We start from the raw sequence: 20,128 nt of genomic DNA on the forward strand, positions 1-20,128 counted from the left end.
TATGATGAATAGACTAGGATTAGTTAGCTGGCGATTACCTGGTGATATTTTTAACACTATATACATATGTAAAAAGTATGATATTAACTTCCTCCAACTTGATTATGGTGGTCATGCACGTGGCCCATTTATTAATAGCTACTGTGCCAAAGACATGAAATTAATAGCACTACAAAATAATGTTAAATTCAGTGCTATAGCACTAAACGTTTTTAATGATATTGGTGTTAATATAAATCCATCTTATTGTAAGAAAATCTTCATTGATGCTCTATCTCTTACAGAGAAATTGGAGGTGTCAACAATTTTCATTCCAGCATTCAGGCTATCCTCTATTAATAATGAACTTGATTTAATAAACACTGCTGGTTTTTTTAGATGGTGCTGCGATGTGGCTGATAGCAACATTACAGTTGCTTCTGAAAATATATTAACACCCGATAAATGTAAGATGCTATGTTTGTTAGTTGGGAGACATAATTTTAAAGTCATTTATGATCCGGCAAATTTATTTTGCAATTCAGTTGATCCCTTCGAGTACCTTGTAGAGATGATGCCCAACATTCACTCTGATATCCATATTAAATCTCCTAATGGAAATTCTCTACTTTCTCTAGAGAAAAACTTTATATCTTTGATTGATTATATTTCATTAATGCCAGAGAGCATTATCTCTAATATCAATTTTTTCCTTGAAAATGATTATCGTATTAATATGAAGGGTGATATTGAGTCTGACATCAGTTGGATTAAAAAACATTCTCCTTTTAGAGGTTATGGTTATGAAAAAACTTTTTAAAGGCTTTTTATTTGATATGGATGGAACTCTTGTTGACTCCACCGCAATAGTGGAAAATACTTGGCGTTCATTTTCTGATAAATATAGTCAGAATTATGATGACGTTATTCAATATGCTCATGGGAGACGCACAAAAGAAACCGTCTTTCATTTCTTAGGAGAAACAGAATCCTCTATGAAGGTTGCGCAACAAATTGAAGCTCATGAGGTTAAGACCACGGACGGAGTTATTGCAGTTCCTGGAGCAAAAAAAATATTGTCACTGATAGATCCTGTTCATTATGCTATTGTAACATCTGCGAATAGAGAATTATGTATAAATCGATTGAAAGCAGCTGATTTATATATACCAAAAATAATAGTTTCTGCTGAGAATGTGTCGAAGGGAAAACCCGAACCCGATGGATATTTGCAAGCTGCTCAGTTGTTAGGAATAAACATTTTCGATATGCTTGTTTTTGAAGATGCGCAAGCTGGAATAATTGCTGCATTAAATAGCGGGGCCTCGCTTGCTGTTATTGGAGGTTGTCAATACGCTGATGGAAAATCATTAGTAAGACGTCTAGATTTTACTTCGTTTGATATAGTCTCAACATCTGATGGTTACTACCTTACGTGGTAGTCATTAGAATAATATCTATGTAAATATTGTTTATTGATAATAGAGATTTATTATGAAAAAAGAAATAACATCACTTTCCTCAAAGGAAATTTATCGTAACAAATGGATGATACTACGAGAAGATAACATCCAAAGATCTGATGGGGGTAAAGGTATATATTCTGTTATCGAAAAGCCTGATTTTACCGTAATAATACCATTGGACGGGGATTCTATCTTTGCTGTCGAACAATATAGATATCCTTTAGAGAGAAGAACTATTGAGCTTCCACAAGGCTCGTGGGAAAATGTATCTTCAGCTAGTTTTATTTCAATAGCTGCAGGCGAGTTAAGGGAAGAAACCGGACTGGAGGCGGGGAAATTTACTTATGTAGGATCTCAGAAAATTGCCCAAGGATATTCAACTCAGGGATATCATATTTATTTAGCTGAGAAATTGAGATATTGCGGGCAGAAACTAGAACCAGAAGAAGTAGGTCTTACTGTTAAAAAAATAAAAATCTCAGACTTCCTTAAGCTAATTTTGGAAGGAGATATAACGGATGCAACTTCTGTGACATCATTCCTTCTTGCTAAGGAGAAAAAACTTATATGAGAAACGAGTTTTTAATACGAATAGCCGTCATTTGTTTACTTTCAACTTTTTGATTCCTCTCATATTCCTTAAGCAGCTTTTTACTTTGCAAATATTAAATCCATTGAATATGACTACAACCCCTTATTAGTTAATGTAATAATTTTTGTCTAAAAATCACCCATAACAAAACGTTATTTTTCTGAATACTAAGTTTGAGTATACAGATTGTATGTACAGTGCATGGAAATAAAATTAGTTAGGATCTATAAACAAGTTACAATAATGTATATCGTAATAACTTTACTGGTATTTTCTTTTACGATTCCCTTCTACCCTCCGTTATATTGGAAGGAATAAAAACTTCTAATTATAAAATAAACATCACATCAATAGATAATTCGTGAATAATTCTTTTTTCTGCCTTGGCAAAACTCGATTAGTGCTAAAGATGAATATATGTCCTTAGCATTAAGAGTTATTGATGCTACGTAACCTAGTTACGAGTATATATTAACCCATCGTTTGTATAGAGCAGAAAAGCATTAATTTTCATACGTACATCAAGTCATTTACACGCAAAAATTTCTTTTCAAATTCAGATGAATGCACAATAACATCTTCAACTTAAAATTACCTTTCAGCATATACTGATTAATTTCCTAATCTTTATATCTGATAGAAGTCAGTTGCAATTGGAACATGCTATCACTGGACTGATAATAAAGGCATCCTGCCAATATACATCTATTAATTTGATGGCAATAAAGAACCAAACATAAAGTCACGCCTGAAATTTTCATTTCTCACTAAATAAGAGCGCTAAAAATATTTACTGATGTTATGTCGGGTTATTTCATCACCAAAAAGGAGCTAACGTTATGCAAAAATATAAATCAAGATTAGCTTTGAGTGAAAGCATGCCAAATTGGCTGACGATCCAAGAGGCTGCGTCTATCCTGAGTGAATTAACCAATAAGCCTATAGCTGAGAGTGAGATATTACGTCATGCATTGAGAGGTTCGATTCTATTATCTATTTATTTTCAATCGTCATTCTCTTTAATGAAAGTTAATGCTGTAAACAACAAGATGAAATTAAGGTTAATATACAATTCTGACGTGCATAGACTTTGCCTGTTAGATAAAAAAAGCTTCCTTAATGGTCGGGGATTAATTCTTAGTACCACTGGCGCTCCCATTTATCCAGCGAGACGAGTTATTGACACTCCGTTAGTAGGTTATGAATATGTTATAGTTCAACATTTATTGGCAAACTATTTAAATCTCCCATTACCCTTATCTGGGGCAAAAGACATAAATTATGGTATTACTGTCATCTTGGATGGAGAGTTGTATCAGTTATATGAAGAAAAAATTTGGGCAGACAGAATTAAAAGTCAGATTATAGAATTGAATAAAATCACTTCTGTTAACATTAGCAAATATTTGTTTTCTTTAAATTATAGCGCCTATAAATATAGCGGTTTCTTCCCTGTATATAACTTACCTCAGGATGCATGCTTTGTTGTTCGTTATTCTGAACTTGAAAAGCTCATCAGTTTATACAGCTTAAACAAGTCTGAATCATCAACGCCTACACGAATATCTACGCCATTATCCCGTCTGTTCTGGCTGGCCTGCAAGCATAATGAGGTCATTAGTCCGTTAATCCGGCAGCCTTATAAACTCCTGTCCATTTTTGAACAGTGGGCTTCAGATGACGGTATTACTGATCGTCTGAGCGGCGACACGCTGAAAAATGCACTGGAGCGGGGTTCTCCTTCTTTTACATCCTTATCTCACTAACCGAGTATTTATCCCTCCCTATACATAACCCGAATTAAGGATCTACTCGCCCTTAATTCGGGTCCATCAACTTTCTTTGCACCTTCCACTGTGTTTTTTTGTTGTCTTCGGACCTAACCGGTTATTTCCACCACAGGAGAAAACTATGACAGCACATCAGTTATTACGTCTGAAACAGGTTGAAGAAAAAACGGGGCTGAAACGCTCACAAATCTACCTGTATATGAAAAACGGCATGTTCCCGTATTCAATTAAGATCGGCCCTTCCAGCGTGGCCTGGCTTGAATCTGAAATTGATGAGTGGATCAACGTCAAATTAGGTAACCGCCAGGGATAAATAATCGCGAACGATGATGAATACGTTTTGTGAAAGGCGCATTCATCTGACTTCGGTTCTTTTTTCATTATTTATTCGCTTGTTTTTGTTTCTGAAATATAGCGCGAGGAGACGAAAGGATGATCCCGTCACTTAATTACGCCGTCTTAACCGACGCCTTACATGCTCTCAAAGAGGGCGATATTCGCCACTGTGAGTCTCTGGGATTCACGTTTGACGAAATGAACGCACTTAATCTGTTATCGCTTGATGAACTGTTTATAGTCAGCCGGTCCGCGGCTCCCTTTGTTTCCGTCAGTATCCGCCATGATGTTCTGCATCATTTACTGGCGCTGGCCCGACAGGAGCACAGACGCCAGAAACAGATTAATCGTGCGATCCGGCAGGGCGGATCGATAGCCCTGCTTCACCTGTATTTTGGCCTCACCTCCAACGACGTGTGTCTTCGTCGCCGGATGCTGGGCGTCAGTGTGCCTAATGGCCGGACACCGGAACCGGATGAAGAGACCGATGCGGTTATCTGGCGGCAATGGCAAAAATGTCGGGTGGATAACCTTGAATCCTCCGAAGCGCTGGGTGCCATGATGCAGGTCACCGAAACGCTGTTATCGCAGACGGAAGGGCTGTCACTTACCACCGTCTGGAAGCGCATCACACTTTGCGAACAGGAAGCCGCTGCCAGGAGGGCTCCCAATGCCGGATGAGATCGACCGCGATCAGGAATTTAATGAGCAGCGACTGGAAGAGATGATTGAACAGAACCGTTTTAAACCGGGAGCAACGCCATCATTATTCCATTGCCGTTTATGCGGTAAACCTATTCCTGAAAAACGACGTCAGACGCTGCCGGGTATCACAACCTGTACCGAATGTCAGGAAAAGCTCGAACGCCGCCGACGTTAATTTTACCGTTAAGACGTGGGGAATTTTCTCTCCACGTCTTTATATTTATTTTTAAATACAAATGACGCTTTATTCTATGTTCTGCATTCCTCCGTTTCTTTCCGCATTATTAACTCCACGCCGATAAACTCTTTTATTTTCATTTTTACTTTTCCGTTCAGAAAATAATTCTCCTCCTTCATCCTGAAAGCGCCATCACCCAATGGCTGAACTGTTGGGCGTTAATTCGTCCGGGCCAGGTATTGCTCTTTAAAAATTAGGAACGGGCTGTCACATAACCACAATTCAGGGTGCCGCTGAATGTTCTCGCTGACCCGTTAAAACCGGAATGCAGAACCGGGATGTGATCAAGAAACATATTTTCAACTGTTTTAATCAAAGAGGGTCAATCATGAGGAAACCCGTTTATTACGCGTATGTTGCCCAGGAAAGTCAGCCGGATGCTCAGGGCGAGAAAAACACGTACTGGACAAAAGTCGGCGTCGCCTTTGCTCACCACGGTAAAGCCGGTCTGAATATTGTCCTGACGCCCGGTATTGCCGTCTCCGGCAAACTGGTCCTGCTGGAACCCCGCGAGGAAAACAGTCAGTCGCAGAGTACGGATCCTGCCGAAATCGCGCAGTAATCTCCCTAATTCTGATCCCACAGCATGCAGCGTCAGCAGATCCTGCATGCCGCCTGTTTCCCGAGGCCATCATGCTTTCCACCACTGCCTTTCTGGCGGCGGCCATGCAGTGCGCCGCCAGTATTCATCCGTCCACGGCACTCGACGTGGCACGGGTGGAATCTGGTTTTAACCCTTATGCCATCGCCGAGATTATCCCGAAGGCCAGAAAAATCTCCGGCGGCAACCCTGTTATCTCCCATCTGCCCGCCAGCCGGGCAGAAGCAGAGCGCATTATCCGTCGCCTTGCCGTACAGGACCGGCGTTACTCCGTCGGGTTGATGCAAATAACCAGCACCAATTTTCGTCACTACGGTGTGACTGCCGCTGACCTGCTTGATCCCTGCACAAATCTGTCCGTTTTTGAACGCATTCTCAGCGACTGCTACCGGCGCGGCGGCTCCCTGAAAAGAGCACTGAGCTGCTATTACTCCGGCAATTTCCGTACCGGGCAACAGCCGGAAGCGGCTTTTTCCGGGACCAGCTATGTGCAGCGGATAGGTTACGTTTCTCCCCGCTATGCCGTACCCGGCACCCGCGAGGACAAATCAACGGCAGCCATTCCCCCGGAAGCCTTTCCTTCCGGTAACGCTTCCCGCCCCCGCGTGATCTGGCCGGGGACCATCGTCCGTGGCGTCCCCGCGAACCTCCGTCAGAAAAACATCACCACCGCACAACTCTCCCCGCCGTCAGTGCGCCGGAGTCTCCCGCAGCCACCCCGTAAGGAGGAAGAATAATGACACGTTTCCACAAGCTAAAGGCGGCAGCCAGCCCCGTTTCTGCCGGTGTGCTGACGGCTTTTTCTGCAACCCCGGTGTTTGCCGACGGGTTTCAGCGGGCAAACACCGTGATGGAGAAAGTCTCCACCGGCCTTCATGGTCTGGCGGCGATCACCATCACCGTGGCCGTGATCTGGGTGGGTTACAAGACGCTCTGGAAAGGCGAAAGCCTGTCCCAGTGCGCCTACATCATCATCGGCGGGATCCTGATTGGCGGGGGCAGTGAGATCGGTGCGCTGCTGATGAGCTGAGAGGTCACCTATGGCAAAGCTGCTTAAGGCAATGAAACGACCGGCGGCACTGTGGGGGGTGCCGATGGTGCCCCTGCTGGGTGTCACGGGTGTCACCATCATCATCGCTGTCTGGACTTCCGTCGCTTTCCTTGCACTGCTCCCGGTTGAGTTTCTGGTGATGAAATCGCTCACCCGGAATGAACCCATGCGGTTCAGTCTGATTGCCGTCTGGCTCAGGGCAAGAGGAAAACCGGCAGCAAACCGTCTGTTTGGCGCAACCGCCTTTATGCCCGTTGAGCATGAGGCTGTCGATATCACGGAGTTTCTCAACGCCATGAAACTGAATCAGTGTGCCACGCTCAGAAAGTACCTCCCGTATTCATCGCATATTCATCCGCATGTTGTCCGCTCACCACACAGTGATCTCTACTGTACCTGGGAACTGACGGGCACCCCGTTTGACTGCGAGTCAGAAGAAACCCTCAGCATTGACCGGAACCAGTTGCACGGACTCATCCGTTCCTTCGAGGGAATGCCGGTTACCTTTTATATCCATAACGTGCGGGAACCGTTCACGGACTCGCTGCATAAAGCGTCCGGCAACCCTTACGCCGATGAAATCAGCCGCCTCTATTATGCCTCGCTGGCGGCGGATCCGTTTCGCCGCAACCGCCTGTTCCTGACTGTCTGCTACCGCCCGTTTGTCCGCCTGGAAAAGGCCGGGCGCAGGCGCATGAAAGACGGTCAGAAACTGAAAGAGCTTGACGCTGCGCTGCGGGAAATGCTGGAAATCAAAGGTTCGCTTGATACCGCACTGTCACGCTACGCGGCACGTCCTCTTGGCACCTTCACCGAAGGCAACGCGGTATTCTCCTCCCAGTTAGCCTTTTATGAGTACCTGCTGACGCACCAGTGGCGCAGGGTGCGCGTCACCCGCGCCGCCGCGTATTCGGTGATGGGGTCGGCGGCGCTGTTCTTTTCGGCGGAGTCCGGGCAGATAAACCACGCCAGCGGTACGCACTATTTCCGTGGGCTGGACGTGAAAGAGTTCCCGGAGGAGACGGCGACAGGGATGATGGACTCGCTGCTGTACGCCCCCTGCGATTATGTGATCACACAGTCTTACACCTGCATGTCACGTGAGGAAGCCCGGAAGGCCCTCAAACGCACCCGCCGTCTGTTAATGAGTTCAGATGATGATGCCGTATCCCAGCGGCTGGATCTGGATGTGGCGCTTGACCTGCTGACATCGGGGAAAATCGCCTACGGGAAACACCATTTCTCCATCATGGTGTTTTCCCGCACGCTGGACAATCTGGTGGCCGATACCGGTGAAATCAGCAATGCCCTGAACAATCTCGGCATTACACCGGCTCCCGCTGAACTTTCGCTTTCAGCTGCATTTATGGCGCAGTTGCCCGGCAACTATCACCTGAGGCCCCGCAAGGGGGAACTGAGCAGCCAGAACTTTGTGGAGCTGGCCGCGCTGCATAATTTCTACCCCGGCAAGCGCGATCACGCCCCCTGGGGAGATGCGATGGCCCTGCTGCGCACCCCGTCAGGGGATGGCTACTACCTGAACCTGCATAACACGCTGGCGGACAAGGACGAGTTCAACGACAAGAACCCGGCCAGCACCTGCATTCTCGGCACCAACGGTTCGGGTAAAACCATGCTGATGACGTTCCTTGAAAACATGCAGCAGAAATATGGCCGCGCGGACAGTTTTTCTCCGGATGCGAAAACCCAACGACTGACCACCGTTTATCTGGACAAGGACCGGGGCGCGGAAATGAACATCCGGGCGCTAGGTGGCCGCTACTTCCGTATCACGCATGGCGATCCCACAGGGTGGAACCCGTTTTCGCTGTCGCCCACGAAACGCAATATCAGTTTCATCAACCAGTTGATGAAACTGCTGTGTACCCGTAACGGCGCAACCATTACGCCCCGTGATGAGCGCCGTCTGAACGACGCCGTACAGGCTGTAATGAGTAATGAACCGCAGTACCGCATCCACGGGATCACCCGCCTGCTTGAGAATCTGCCAGAGCCTGCGACCCGGGAGGCGCAGGAGAACGGCCTGAATATTCGCCTGTCGCAGTGGGCGCAGGGGGGTGAATTCGGCTGGGTGTTTGATAACGCCTCAGACACGTTCGATATCAGCCACTGCGATAACTTTGGCATTGACGGCACGGAGTTTCTGGACGATGCGGACGTCTGTGCGCCGATCTCCTTTTACCTGCTCTACCGCATTACCAGTCTGCTCGACGGGAGACGGCTGGTCATCTTTATGGACGAGTTCTGGAAGTGGCTTCGGGACCCGGTCTTTAAGGATTTCGCCTATAACCGACTGAAAACCATCCGTAAACTCAACGGGATGCTGGTTGTGGGTACTCAGTCCCCGGCGGAGATCATCAGGGATGAAATTGCGCCCGCCGTGATTGAACAGTGCGGGACGCAGATCCTGGCCGCCAACCCCGGCGCTGACCGTTCTCACTATGTGGATGGCATGAAGTTTGAGCCGGAAGTGTTCGATGTGGTGAAGGCTCTGGATCCGCAGGCCCGCCAGTATGTGGTGGTAAAAAATCAGTTCCGGCGCGGCGACACAAAACGCTTTGCCGCTCGCGTGACACTCGATCTCTCCGGTATCGGCAGATACACCCGGGTCATGAGCGGCAGCGCCGACAACCTCGAAATCTTCGATTCCCTGTACCGGGAAGGGATGCAGCCGCATGAATGGCTGGAGCCTTACCTGGCTCAGGCACTCTGACAACTCACAGGAGAACCATGATGAAAAGTCGTTTTTATGCCCTGATTTTCGCGTGCGTATTTTCCAGTCCACTGGCGCACGCCGGTATTCCCGTTCTGGTGGATGCCGATCCGCTGCGTGAAGCCGAATGGCTGAAAGAAGCGCAGCGCTGGATGCAGACCGCACAACATTATCAGAGCCAGATCCAGGCGTATAAAGACCAGCTGGCGACGGCCACCGGCGTCCGTGATATCGCTGACTTTGTGGATCAGGCGAAGAGTCTGAAATCGGATCTGGAGCAACTGCGCAGACCGGGCCAGACACTCAATGACCTGCTGCTCTCCGGCACCACCAGCGGGCAGTTCGATACGCTGTATGCGAAGTACCGGGTTTTCGATACCTGCAATGCGGAACAGTCGGGAAGTTATGCTGATACCTGCAAACAACTGGTCATCAATAAAGCGATTCAGTTTGAGCAGACCGATCAAATCCAGGAGCAGGTCAGTCAGACGCTCGGTGAGATTAACAGTCTCTCGAACCGTATCGCACTTTCTAAAGATTCAAAGGAGTCTCAGGACCTTGCCAACAGTATTCAGCTAAAATCAGTGATGTTGAACACGCTCACTGACCAGTGGGAAATGAGCGTGAAGGTAGCAGAAAAGCGTGAAAAAGTGCTGGAAGACGAGCGTATTAAACAGTGGAATCAGCAACAGTTAAATGCGCCAACCCCTGATTTAAACGGCTAAAGGAGTCTCACATGCGTTTATTAATCCTCTCTTTCCTGACCTTATTATTCGTCGTCATTAGCGGCTGTAAAGAAGAAGCCAAAACGACCCAGTGGTACAGGGATCATCCTGATGAGCTAAAAGAAGTATATGAGAAATGCCAGAAAACTGGCGATGCCTCAGAAAACTGTAAACACGCCAATGAAGCCCATTATCAGATTCAGCAGCTAAATGCGCCCACCCCCGACCTGAATTCATAGTGAGGTTAATATGCCCGGTGGTGTATTTCTGGGTGTTGAAAAACACCTGATAGGAGGAGTCACCGACGCCACAAAGGGACTGATGATGTCATACTCCTCCATGATGGTGGGGCTGGCGGCAACGTCAGCCACCCTCTACATCATGTGGAGGGGATACCAGACCCTGGCGGGTAAGCTGTCCACGCCAATGGAGGATGTCATGTGGGACATCATGAGGATGGCAATCATCCTGTCCTTTGTGGCTAATGTCAGCGGTTATCTTGATGGTGTTATTGACGCCATTAATGGCTTAAAGGAGGGATTTTCCGGTAGCGATAATATATGGCAGTTACTGGATAGTTTATGGGATAAAGCGAAGGTCTTAGGCAAGACGTTACACGATATGGATAACTCAACTTATATAAAAGATGAGGGCATGACCGCTCAGTTTTATGTATGGCTCGGGATATTCGTATTAATGATCGTAACAGCCTTTGTTTCAATGATCGCGGAGGTCATGATTCTGCTGCTGAGTATTACCGCCCCTGTTTTTATCTTTTGTCTGATGTATGGATTTTTACGCCCCATGTTTAATAACTGGCTGCAAAATGTTTTCGCCGCCATATTAACGATTCTGTTTTCTGCGTTGTCGCTACGCATTGTCGTTAATTATTTGAACTCGCGGTTAGATATTGCAACACAAATATCTGCACAAGCCAACATTGTGGAGTTAGGCGCACAGGTCTGTCTGGCCGGTATCTGCGCGGCAATACTGGTTTATCTCTCCGCTAAACTTGCCGCCTCCCTGGCCGGGGCAAGTGCCACCGTCTCCATGCAGGGGCTGGCCGCTGTGGGTATCGGCGCGGGGATGTTTGGTGCCGGAAAACTGGCCGCAGGCGCAGGGAAGCAGACAACCCGCGCCATCCAGGACAACATCCGGGGCTGGCGTGATGCAAACGCCGGTAAACCCGGCAGCGGTCCCGGATACAGCGCGGCTAAAGCCCGTAAATATGCGATTGAGCAGATGATCGCCCGCAATGAAGCCCGGCGACTGGCTCACTCAAGAGAAGCCGCCATTCAGAAATTCCATCATTAAACTTGTCTTCCCTGATCAAAAATTCCCCGTTCCCCCCTGGTGAAAACATAGCCCTGTTTTCATTCCACTGATCTCACTGAGGAAAAATCCTATGAAACGCCTGCTTGCGCTGGCTTTGCTGTGCGTGCTTTCCGGCTGCGCCCGGTCCACTTATCCCCCGGCATTCAGCGGGCAGGGAGCACCTGTGAATACCCCTCAGATTATGGCGGAGTTAAACCATCATGAGTAAACAGACCCTTATTGCGGATTCCCGTACCTTTGAGCAGCAGATGATTGAGCGGGACAAACGCGTCATGAAAGCCGGGTTTATCACCGGCGGCGTGGGCCTGCTTATCGCCGTACTGGCGCTCATCGCCGTGGTGCTGATACTACCCCTGAAACAGACGGTCGTTGAACTGTACACCGTGGATAATCATACCGGGCGGGTGGAGCACGTCACCCGCGCATCAAAGACCAGCCTGACGGCGGAGGACGCTTATCAGAAGGCGATGACCGCCAGCTACGTCAGACTGCGTGAACGGTATGTTTATCCCTCCCTCCAGGATGACTACAGGACGGTACAGATTTACAACAGCCCGCAGGTCAACGATGACTATCTGGCGCTGTATGCCGGTAAAGAGGCCCCGGACAAGGTGTACCAGAACGGGGCGCATGCCGTGCAAATCGACGTCCTGTCAAACCAGCTCACCGATGGTACTGCCCCCGATAAAGTCGCCACCCTCCGCTACAAAAAGACTATCCGCCGCCTCGCGGACAACAGCACCCGCACCGAATACTGGGATGCCCGCCTTACGTTCCATTCCGACCCCGGCAGGGAGATGAGCGATACGGAGCGGGAGGTGAATCCTTTCGGGTTTACCGTGACCAGCTGGCAGGTGGACCGTGAAATCCGGGGAGGTGAATAATGAAACGCAGCATTCTTTTCGCGCTGGTACTGATGATGTGCGGCACGGCATGGAGCGCGGCCATCCCGCAGAGAAGCCGCTTTGATGCCCGCGTTCAGCAGGTGGTTTATAACCCGCTGAACGTCACCGTCGTCAGCACCCGGCCTGGCTTCATGACCACGCTGGTCTTTGACAGCGACGAGGCGGTTATCAGCGCCAGACCCGGCTTTGAGGAGGCGTGGGAAGCCACGCCGGACGCAAACCGGGTCAATATCCGCCCGGTGGCGCTGGTTCAGGGCGCGCCCGGCGCGGACGGCAACACCACCCAGGTGGTTATCCCGCCCAACAGCCGGGACTGGCACACTAATATGCTGGTTGTCACCACCCGGCGTTTATACAACATAGAGCTGAACGTCATTGATGATAAATCACCGCAGCAGCCTGCTTTCGAGGTGAGCTACCGCTATCCAGGCGAAGCCCTGGAGAAAGCCCGCCAGGCGGCGACAGTCAGGCAACGCGAACAGACGCAAAAACAGCAGCAGGCCGACATTCAGCAGGCCCTGGACAGTGCGCAGACGCCGCGCAACTGGGACTACCTTAAATACCCGGGGCGCGACAGTGTCCGGATTGTCCCGGATTTCGCGTACGACGATGGCCGCTTTACCTTCGTGGGCTTCTCCCCGGCCAAATCCATTCCCTCCGTAACCAAAGAGCTGAACGGCCAGGAGCAGGTTGTTAACAGCACTATCCGCAGAAAAGGCAACTTCACTGTACTGGTCATTCAGGAAGTCACTCCCCGTATGGTCCTGCGTTCCGGTAACGCCGTGGTCGGCCTGGAAAATCGTGGTTTCGGCAGAGTCCGGGCCGCTGATGACGCCACGGTGTCCCCGCAGGTCGAACGGGTGGAAAAAACCGCAACCCACTGACGGCTAAGGAGTCATGCAGATGAACGACGAACACCCGTATCCTGAACCTGATGAATCCCGTCCCTCTCCGGCACAGACGGATGACGATATCACCGCGCTGGAGCGCGAGGCCCGTACAAAGCGGGAAGCGGCGCTTCTCACCGCGCAGGACGATGAAAAGAATGATCCGCTACAACCCGCCATCAATAAACTGAAAAAGCGCCGACGCGGGAAAGCCACTGCTTTTCTGGCGCTCGCCGCCGTTGGGCTGATTGCGCTGGCATGGGCGGGCAACTGGGTCTACCGCAACATTCTCTGGCAGCCCGGTGAGGAAAAGCAGCAGGATGCCGCGCCACAGCCGAACCAGAGCGATTACCGGCAGCGTACCGATCTGGGGACGCACGATACCGGAGCCGAAGCGCCGGAACCGGCGGACAACAGTCCGCGTAGTACGACAGCCACCGGGCCGGAGACACCGCCTGAACTCGATAAAACCCGTTTTCTGATTCGCCGGGATAACTCTGCCGCTGCGGCCCAAAACCCGGTCAGGACCCGGCAGCAGGAGATGACGCAGGTATCCTCTGCCGGGCAGTCGTCAGGGACGCCATCCACCGGCTCCGGGCAGCAGACAGACACCCCGTCGCTACCGCCGGAACCGTCCCCGGCAGTGGTCCGGCGTATTCCTTATAACCCGGATCTGTACGTGCCGGAAAATACCGCCATTCCCTGTTCACTGGATTACCGCTTTGTTTCGGACCGGGCAGGGAAAATCCGCTGCACGATCGCCGAAGATATCTGGAGCGCCAGCGGTAATACAAAGCTGATTGAAAAAGGGACCACCGCCACGGGCGTTTACCAGACTGGCGCTGAATCAGGAATGACGCACGGACAGGGACGCGCCTTCCTCATCATCACGAAGCTGCGTACCCGCCAGCCCCCCTATCTTGATATTCCGCTGATCGATACCCGCGCTGCCGGAGAACTGGGAGAGGCTGGCGTTGATGGCTGGATAGATTCGCACTTCTGGAAACGGTTCGGCGGCGCGTTAATGGTCGGCATGATCCCCGATATTGGCGCATGGGCATCCAACAGCTCGGGTAAAAAAGACCGCAATACGGACTATACGGAAAACAGCCGCCAGGCTATGGCGGATATGGCGCGTACCACGCTGGAGAACAGCATCAATATTCCCCCAACGCTCTATAAGAATCAGGGCGAGATCATCAACCTGATCACAGGCGAGGATATTGATTTTTCCAACATCTATACGCTGAGGTTGAAAAATGACCGCTAAGAATATTTCCCTCGACCGCTATAAACAGCGTTTCTTTGGCAACTTTCTGGAGCTTCCCGGTCTGACGGAAATCGCCGTCAACCGTCCAGGCGAACTGTACACAAAAATTAACGGCGTGTGGGAACAGCACGCCGTTCCTTTGAGCTATGAGGATTGCTATAACTTTGCCCGGTGTCTGGCAAAACACCACGGCGACAATATCGAAGATATTAAGCCGGGGCTGTCAGCCACGCTGGAATCTGGTGAACGGTGCCAGGTGATTGTTCCTCCGGCCTGTGAGCGCGATACGGTGTCTGTCACCATCCGTAAGCCATCGAAGGTACAAATCCCGCATCAGTCATATATCGATGCGGGATTTTATAACCGGGTAACAGGCGAGGAAAAAACGGAGACGCACGACGAGGAATTAATTGCATTGTACAATACAAAAAATATTCCTCTGTTTATGGAGAAATGCGTCGAGTACGGTAAAACTCTTGCGGTCGCCGGGGAAACCAGCACCGGGAAAACCACCTATATGAAAATGTTGATAGGGTATATTCCGGTACATCTTCGAATATCAACAATTGAGGACAACCCGGAAATCACGTTCTTTATCCATAAAAACTACGTTCATCTTTTTTATCCGTCAGAATCATCGGATGAAAAAGGGTCTGTCGTCACCCCGGCGAGCCTTTTACGCTGGAATTACCGTATGAACCCTGACCGTATTCTGTTGACAGAAGTTCGCGGCGCGGAAGCCTGGGATTTTCTCAAAATAACAGGTTCCGGCCATGAAGGGAGTATGACCTCCATTCACGCAGGATCAGCAAAAGAAGCAATAGATGGATTTATTACCCGTTGCTATGAAAATCCACAGTGCGCCCAGCTCCCCTATACATTTATGTTACGTAAGGTTCTGGATAGCCTGGACGTGATTGTGAGCATTGATTTAGACGGAAATGTCCGTCGTATGAATGACATTTATTTCCGTCCAATTCATCGAAACCAGTATTTTGAGGAAATGAAAGCATGATAAAGATACTAAAAGTAATCATGTTGGCGGCAATAGTTACCGGATGTTCATCGCCGCCGCCTCCCGTTCCTGTAGAATGGGATAAAGCCGCCGCCCCATTAAATACCAGTTTACCTCAATGGAGTGACAATAACGTTATAGTCCCTTCCCCGGCCGTTAACGGTAAATGGACATCATCAATCAGCGCACAAAGTTTCTACGATACAATATGGACTCCAGCCGTATTTTACGCAGTCGCTCATTCAACACGAATTGTCGTCACTACACAATCCGGCACTGATTTCTTTAATGCCAAAAACTGGCTTCGCCAGAATGGCGCAAAAGGCGTTATTGAATACCAGCCTGTCTTTAATTGTCTGACATGCAGAGAAACCACCATTTATTTCTCTCGCCGATCCATTTAAGCAATACAATCTAATAAGGATTTACCATGAAAAAAACCGTTATCGCGGCGGCGGTATTATGCCTGGCCGCAGGAACTCCAATTTATTCATTTGCCGCTGACCCGTGCGAAGTTGTTCTTTGTATGTACGGGAAAGCAACGGGAAATAGTGGAGGAAGTGAATGCCGCTCCGCAGAAAAGGCTTTCTTTAACATAGTAAAAAAGAATAAGCATGGTTTCTTACCCAACCATACGTTGAATGCGAGAAAAGCATTTCTTGGTGAATGTCCCAGCGCAGACCCGGAGGCAGTAAATAAAATACTGTCTAAGTTCGGTAAGGTCAGAGGATAGTAATAACCCGCATAACACTCCTGTTTACTGCAAAAGGTGCAACATGAAAAAAGAAGACTTATTCATCCGAAACATACACTCGCGCAATCAGGACAGAATATCGGTAGCCCTGGTATATGACACGTTATCAAAAGAAGCCCACAGAGGTTGTGGGCTGTATTATGAGATATACGAAAGCAGGTTTATCGGCCTTTTGCACGATCATCTTTCAGAACTCAATGAGGCTGACGCAAATAAATTAATGAGGTATGCAGAAAGTAAAGGCACGAAAATTGATGATGCGACCTACAGTGAAGCACTGGAAGCGGAAAGGGAATGCAGGGCTGAAATATACCGCGAGCAGATGTAATCACACAAAACATAAGTGTATTGTACAATACACACCCTAACAGGCGGCGGGGGTTTTAAGGCTTCGTTATTTTTGGCTTCAATTTTGAAAAAATTGTTAAGACGAAAAATAACGAAGTGGAGCGTGGAAAGAAAATTCAATTTCGAAGAAATTGTTAATTTTCAGGAACCGCGCCCACCTGCGAACATTCGCCCACAGCGAATTGAGCAGGCCGGGGGGGAGCCGCAAAAATTTTGCCGCCCCAGCGAGCAAAAAGGCACGCCCACGTGCCGTTTTTTGTGGGGGGCTTGCCCCGCACACCGTCGCAGCCAGGCTATATTTCCCGCCCCAGCGGGGAATATGCCGATTAGGCGCGACCAACCCCTTTAAAGCAGCGTTCCGATTTTTTCGAGCTTGCGAGGAAAAATAGGCTAAACGCAGCGTCTTAAAGGGGTTGGTCGCGCGTAGCGGGCGACGGTGTGCCGCCTTTGACTCTGGGGGTTTTGGTGCGGCGTACAGCCACGACATTACCCCCATGCGGCAGGCTATAAGGGCGTCCAGCCCGCATGTACTGGCGCACGCCGTTTCGTACCGGGAAGCATGCTTTCCGGCACATGGCCGCACAGCGGTCACCTTCTTCGTCCCTTACGTTCGCCCCGCCTTTTCGCCCGACACCGTGGGGCGAACTGATGGGGCGATGTCATGGGGCGAATAGCTGACGAAGGAGGCATCATGATTTTAAATAAGCTTGCCGCTTCACTGTCACCGATAGTGAACGGGATGCTGGCACTGCTCGCTTTTGTGCAACAGCAACAACTGATACTGGCGTTATTAGCGGGGCTGACGATGCCGTTTTTTGCATCAATGAAAAGCGATGAACGGCAGAAAGCTCCGCTCTGGAAAAAGCTGATTATTGCTTTTTCCATGCTGTGTTTTCTCTCCGGCACACTGGCTCCGATAGTTATCGGATCCTTTCAGTGGCTGTATAAAATCAGACTCACCAGTGATAATACAGCACTGGCGTGGTCAGTACGGATTGCTTTCACTGTAACCGGGATTATTTTTCATATTATGCTTCGCCGGGTATTCACGCCGGAACTGGACAAAATAAAGAAACGCCTTGTTAAAAAGACCACCCTTGAACGGGAATTACGTACTGATGTCCGCACCGTAAAATCCCAGCTACCGGAAACACTGCATTATGACCCGCTGCATTATATCGACCTGAGTAAAGGGCTATTTATCGGCATGGACAGGGAGAACGAACCAATGTATCTCCCGTTAAAAGACTGGCAGAAACAGCACGCGGATATTATCGGCACCACCGGAGCCGGTAAAGGGGTTGCCACCGGCATATTACTTTATCAAAGTATTCTGGCCGGTGAAGGTGTGTTTGTGATGGACCCCAAGGATGATGAATGGGCACCCCACCTTTACCGCAAAGCCTGCGAGGATGCAGGCAAGCCTTTTGCTTTGATTGACCTGCGGAAACAGCAATACCAGTTAAACCTGATTGAAGATATCACGCCAGATGAACTGGAAGAACTGTTTGTTGCAGGGTTCAGCCTGGCGGAAAAAGGACAGGAATCGGACTTCTATCGTATTGATGACCGAAAAGCCGCGCGTATGGCCGCGCAATTTGTCAGTGATAACCCATCGGCAACAATCCGGGATGTTTATAACGGTGATTACGTTCAGGGTATTGCCGAAAAAATCAAAGCCTTTTTCGGTAAGATTGAGGAACTGGCCTTACTCAATGCCATTAATTCACCGGAGGGTTTTTCACTCCAAAAAATATTTGATGAAGGTGGCTGCTGTTATGTTATCGGCTCCATGCGAAACAGCAAAATTATTACCGCCCAGCGCATGCTGCTGGTTCGCCTTTACCAGCTGGCAGAAAGGCGCGATCGAGTAATAGACGTTCCCCGCCCCATTGCTATTTATCTTTCCGAACTGAAATACCATTTATCCAGGCCATCGCTGGAAGGTTTAGGCGCGGCGCGGGATAAAGGCGTACACATTATTATGGACCACCAGTCCATCGCCGATTTAAAAGACTGCCCGGCAGATTTGAAAGGTGACGCCGTTGTCGGTGCGGTCGTTGAAAATGCCAAATTCAAACTGGTTTACCGGGTTATGGACCCGGATACAGCGGACTGGGTGGCGAGAATGTCAGGCACGATCCAGGTGGATGACGAACTCCGTAAGGCCAAGACGGATAATATGCTGACGGAAACCATCGACTGTGAGCGCACAATCCGCCAGGCCGAACGTTTCTTTATTGACAGCAATATGATCCTGAACCTGCCCGATTTTGTCAGCTTTATCTTTACGACAAAAACGCTACCTTCTGCTTCACTGATTTCACCTATAAAGGTCAGAAAGCGTCAGCTAAAAATCTTTTCGGTTTCCCCCGATATTGCCGCAGCGGCAGCCCCGGTGAAGATCGTGCTGGATTTTGACGAGGATGATAGACCAGCCATGCCGGATGTGATGACAACGCATCCGGCTCTTTTCTTCGACGAAATCGAAGTAAAACCGGCAAAGCCGAAACCTGATGATGAAGAACACCTGTCCCCGCTGGATTTTTAAGGAGCGGTTATGCTGATTTCGTCCTTTCACGAGCGCCAGACGCGTAACAACGAAAAAATAAAACAACTGCTGAATTTCCTTAAAGAAGAAACTTACAGTGATTTTAAAACGCTGATGCAGTTATTTGATTTCAGGGATCATAAGTCGCTTTATTCGCTGCTGGCAAAAACGGAGCGAATGGGGTTAATCCAGAAGCATGTGCTTGAATCACGGACAATCAAGATTTCATTATGGGGGATCACCAGCGACGGGCTGGCGGAGGTGCTAACCCCGAATGATAAAATGTTTCCCGCGAGGTTTGAACCGTCCAGAATTACCGGCTGGACGCTGGAGCATCATCTTGATAATCAGGCCGCCAGGCTTATTCTGGAGAAAAAAGGTGCTTCGGGATGGGTCAACGGCGACCGGACCACCTTTATCAGCCAGTATCAGGTGAAACATCGCCCGGACGGGTTACTGACCTTGCCTGACGGTAACGTTATTGCCATTGAAACCGAGCGCCGCCTGAAAACCCGAGCCCGTTATCAGTCAATCATTGCCTGCCACTTACTGGCCCGTACCAGCAAACAGTGGATTTACGTTTTTTATGTTGTGCCCGATCCACAGAAGAAGCGTGCGCTTGAACTCCTGTTTGACAGCATCAAGCATGTCATCATCAACCATCAGCACGTCCCGCTGGAAGAACGCCACCGCCGGGTGTTTCGCATTTATACCTTTGATGGACTGAAACGCCTGTCACTAGACAGTTCTACGTAAGCTTTTACTTAAGCCATCGTGATGGCCTTACCGGCCTGGCGGCGATACCGCCAGGCCGGTGTATTTTTTTATTCCACTGCGAGGCGCAGA

23 protein-coding genes are annotated in these 20,128 nt (G+C 49.2%); all 23 read left to right on the forward strand.

The features are described 5' to 3' along the window. Position 1: 1 nt before the first annotated feature. The 23 genes from IAE27_RS24670 to mobC all read left to right on the forward strand — a co-directional run bounded on the left by IAE27_RS24670 (position 2) and on the right by mobC (position 20,038). A complete protein-coding gene (locus tag IAE27_RS24670; protein WP_200092937.1) occupies positions 2 to 799 on the forward strand; it encodes a hypothetical protein in 798 nt (265 codons plus the stop codon). Beyond that, positions 783 to 1,421, forward strand: coding sequence for an HAD-IA family hydrolase (locus IAE27_RS24675; protein WP_200092939.1), 639 nt, complete (start codon positions 783 to 785; stop codon positions 1,419 to 1,421). The genes IAE27_RS24670 and IAE27_RS24675 overlap by 17 nt, the downstream gene beginning before the upstream one ends. A gap of 52 nt (positions 1,422 to 1,473) precedes the next feature. After that, positions 1,474 to 2,016: an NUDIX hydrolase gene (locus tag IAE27_RS24680; protein ID WP_200092940.1), complete on the forward strand. Its 543-nt coding sequence runs from the start codon at positions 1,474 to 1,476 to the stop codon at positions 2,014 to 2,016. Positions 2,017 to 2,876: 860 nt separating this feature from the next. Next, the gene (locus tag IAE27_RS24685; RefSeq protein WP_200092941.1) at positions 2,877 to 3,803 is read left to right on the forward strand and encodes a hypothetical protein; all 927 of its coding nucleotides are present in this window, start codon (positions 2,877 to 2,879) and stop codon (positions 3,801 to 3,803) included. Between the two features lie 145 nt (positions 3,804 to 3,948). Continuing rightward, positions 3,949 to 4,140 carry an AlpA family transcriptional regulator gene (locus IAE27_RS24690; protein WP_085396580.1) on the forward strand — a complete coding sequence of 64 codons (192 nt, stop codon included), beginning with the start codon at positions 3,949 to 3,951 and terminating at the stop codon, positions 4,138 to 4,140. Between the two features lie 119 nt (positions 4,141 to 4,259). After that, entirely contained in the window at positions 4,260 to 4,844 is a 585-nt protein-coding gene (locus tag IAE27_RS24695; protein WP_200092943.1) for a DUF2857 domain-containing protein, read from the forward strand. After that, a complete protein-coding gene (locus tag IAE27_RS24700) occupies positions 4,834 to 5,043 on the forward strand; it encodes a TraR/DksA family transcriptional regulator (RefSeq protein ID WP_085396582.1) in 210 nt (69 codons plus the stop codon). The genes IAE27_RS24695 and IAE27_RS24700 overlap by 11 nt, the downstream gene beginning before the upstream one ends. Before the next feature lie 391 nt (positions 5,044 to 5,434). Continuing rightward, positions 5,435 to 5,668 (forward strand): hypothetical protein, encoded by a 234-nt coding sequence (locus tag IAE27_RS24705; protein WP_085396583.1) that lies wholly within the window; start codon positions 5,435 to 5,437, stop codon positions 5,666 to 5,668. 71 nt (positions 5,669 to 5,739) lie between these two features. Then, positions 5,740 to 6,444 (forward strand): lytic transglycosylase domain-containing protein, encoded by a 705-nt coding sequence (locus tag IAE27_RS24710; protein WP_085396584.1) that lies wholly within the window; start codon positions 5,740 to 5,742, stop codon positions 6,442 to 6,444. Continuing rightward, entirely contained in the window at positions 6,444 to 6,737 is a 294-nt protein-coding gene (locus IAE27_RS24715; RefSeq protein ID WP_200092945.1) for a TrbC/VirB2 family protein, read from the forward strand. The genes IAE27_RS24710 and IAE27_RS24715 overlap by 1 nt, the downstream gene beginning before the upstream one ends. Before the next feature lie 10 nt (positions 6,738 to 6,747). Then, entirely contained in the window at positions 6,748 to 9,492 is a 2,745-nt protein-coding gene (locus IAE27_RS24720; RefSeq protein ID WP_200092947.1) for a VirB3 family type IV secretion system protein, read from the forward strand. Between the two features lie 20 nt (positions 9,493 to 9,512). After that, the gene (locus tag IAE27_RS24725; RefSeq protein WP_200092969.1) at positions 9,513 to 10,217 is read left to right on the forward strand and encodes a type IV secretion system protein; all 705 of its coding nucleotides are present in this window, start codon (positions 9,513 to 9,515) and stop codon (positions 10,215 to 10,217) included. A gap of 11 nt (positions 10,218 to 10,228) precedes the next feature. Continuing rightward, on the forward strand, positions 10,229 to 10,456 hold the full coding sequence (locus IAE27_RS24730) for an EexN family lipoprotein (RefSeq protein ID WP_085396588.1): 228 nt from the start codon (positions 10,229 to 10,231) through the stop codon (positions 10,454 to 10,456). 10 nt (positions 10,457 to 10,466) lie between these two features. Next, positions 10,467 to 11,531 (forward strand): type IV secretion system protein, encoded by a 1,065-nt coding sequence (locus IAE27_RS24735; protein ID WP_200092948.1) that lies wholly within the window; start codon positions 10,467 to 10,469, stop codon positions 11,529 to 11,531. A gap of 221 nt (positions 11,532 to 11,752) precedes the next feature. Beyond that, a complete protein-coding gene (locus IAE27_RS24740) occupies positions 11,753 to 12,436 on the forward strand; it encodes a virB8 family protein (protein WP_200092950.1) in 684 nt (227 codons plus the stop codon). Continuing rightward, positions 12,436 to 13,341 carry a P-type conjugative transfer protein VirB9 gene (gene virB9 / locus IAE27_RS24745; RefSeq protein ID WP_227685298.1) on the forward strand — a complete coding sequence of 302 codons (906 nt, stop codon included), beginning with the start codon at positions 12,436 to 12,438 and terminating at the stop codon, positions 13,339 to 13,341. Before IAE27_RS24740 ends, virB9 begins: the two co-directional genes overlap by 1 nt. A 19-nt stretch (positions 13,342 to 13,360) precedes the next feature. Then, on the forward strand, positions 13,361 to 14,614 hold the full coding sequence (gene virB10 / locus IAE27_RS24750) for a VirB10/TraB/TrbI family type IV secretion system protein (RefSeq protein ID WP_085396592.1): 1,254 nt from the start codon (positions 13,361 to 13,363) through the stop codon (positions 14,612 to 14,614). Next, positions 14,604 to 15,629 carry a P-type DNA transfer ATPase VirB11 gene (gene virB11, locus IAE27_RS24755; protein WP_085396593.1) on the forward strand — a complete coding sequence of 342 codons (1,026 nt, stop codon included), beginning with the start codon at positions 14,604 to 14,606 and terminating at the stop codon, positions 15,627 to 15,629. Before virB10 ends, virB11 begins: the two co-directional genes overlap by 11 nt. Further along, positions 15,626 to 16,033, forward strand: a complete 408-nt coding sequence (locus tag IAE27_RS24760) for a cag pathogenicity island Cag12 family protein (protein WP_200092951.1) — start codon at positions 15,626 to 15,628, stop codon at positions 16,031 to 16,033. Before virB11 ends, IAE27_RS24760 begins: the two co-directional genes overlap by 4 nt. 26 nt (positions 16,034 to 16,059) lie before the next feature. Next, complete coding sequence (locus IAE27_RS24765; RefSeq protein WP_085396595.1) at positions 16,060 to 16,362, forward strand: TrbM/KikA/MpfK family conjugal transfer protein; 303 nt, start codon at positions 16,060 to 16,062, stop codon at positions 16,360 to 16,362. Positions 16,363 to 16,405: 43 nt separating this feature from the next. After that, complete coding sequence (locus IAE27_RS24770) at positions 16,406 to 16,711, forward strand: dpoa decarboxylase (RefSeq protein ID WP_200092953.1); 306 nt, start codon at positions 16,406 to 16,408, stop codon at positions 16,709 to 16,711. Positions 16,712 to 17,422: 711 nt separating this feature from the next. Beyond that, positions 17,423 to 19,282, forward strand: coding sequence for a type IV secretory system conjugative DNA transfer family protein (locus IAE27_RS24775; protein ID WP_200092955.1), 1,860 nt, complete (start codon positions 17,423 to 17,425; stop codon positions 19,280 to 19,282). A gap of 9 nt (positions 19,283 to 19,291) precedes the next feature. After that, entirely contained in the window at positions 19,292 to 20,038 is a 747-nt protein-coding gene (mobC, locus tag IAE27_RS24780) for a MobC family replication-relaxation protein (RefSeq protein WP_200092956.1), read from the forward strand. The last annotated feature ends 90 nt before the right edge of the window (positions 20,039 to 20,128 follow it).

It is taken from the genome of Klebsiella sp. S69 (genome assembly GCF_016516145.1).
Classification (GTDB): domain Bacteria; phylum Pseudomonadota; class Gammaproteobacteria; order Enterobacterales; family Enterobacteriaceae; genus Klebsiella; species Klebsiella oxytoca.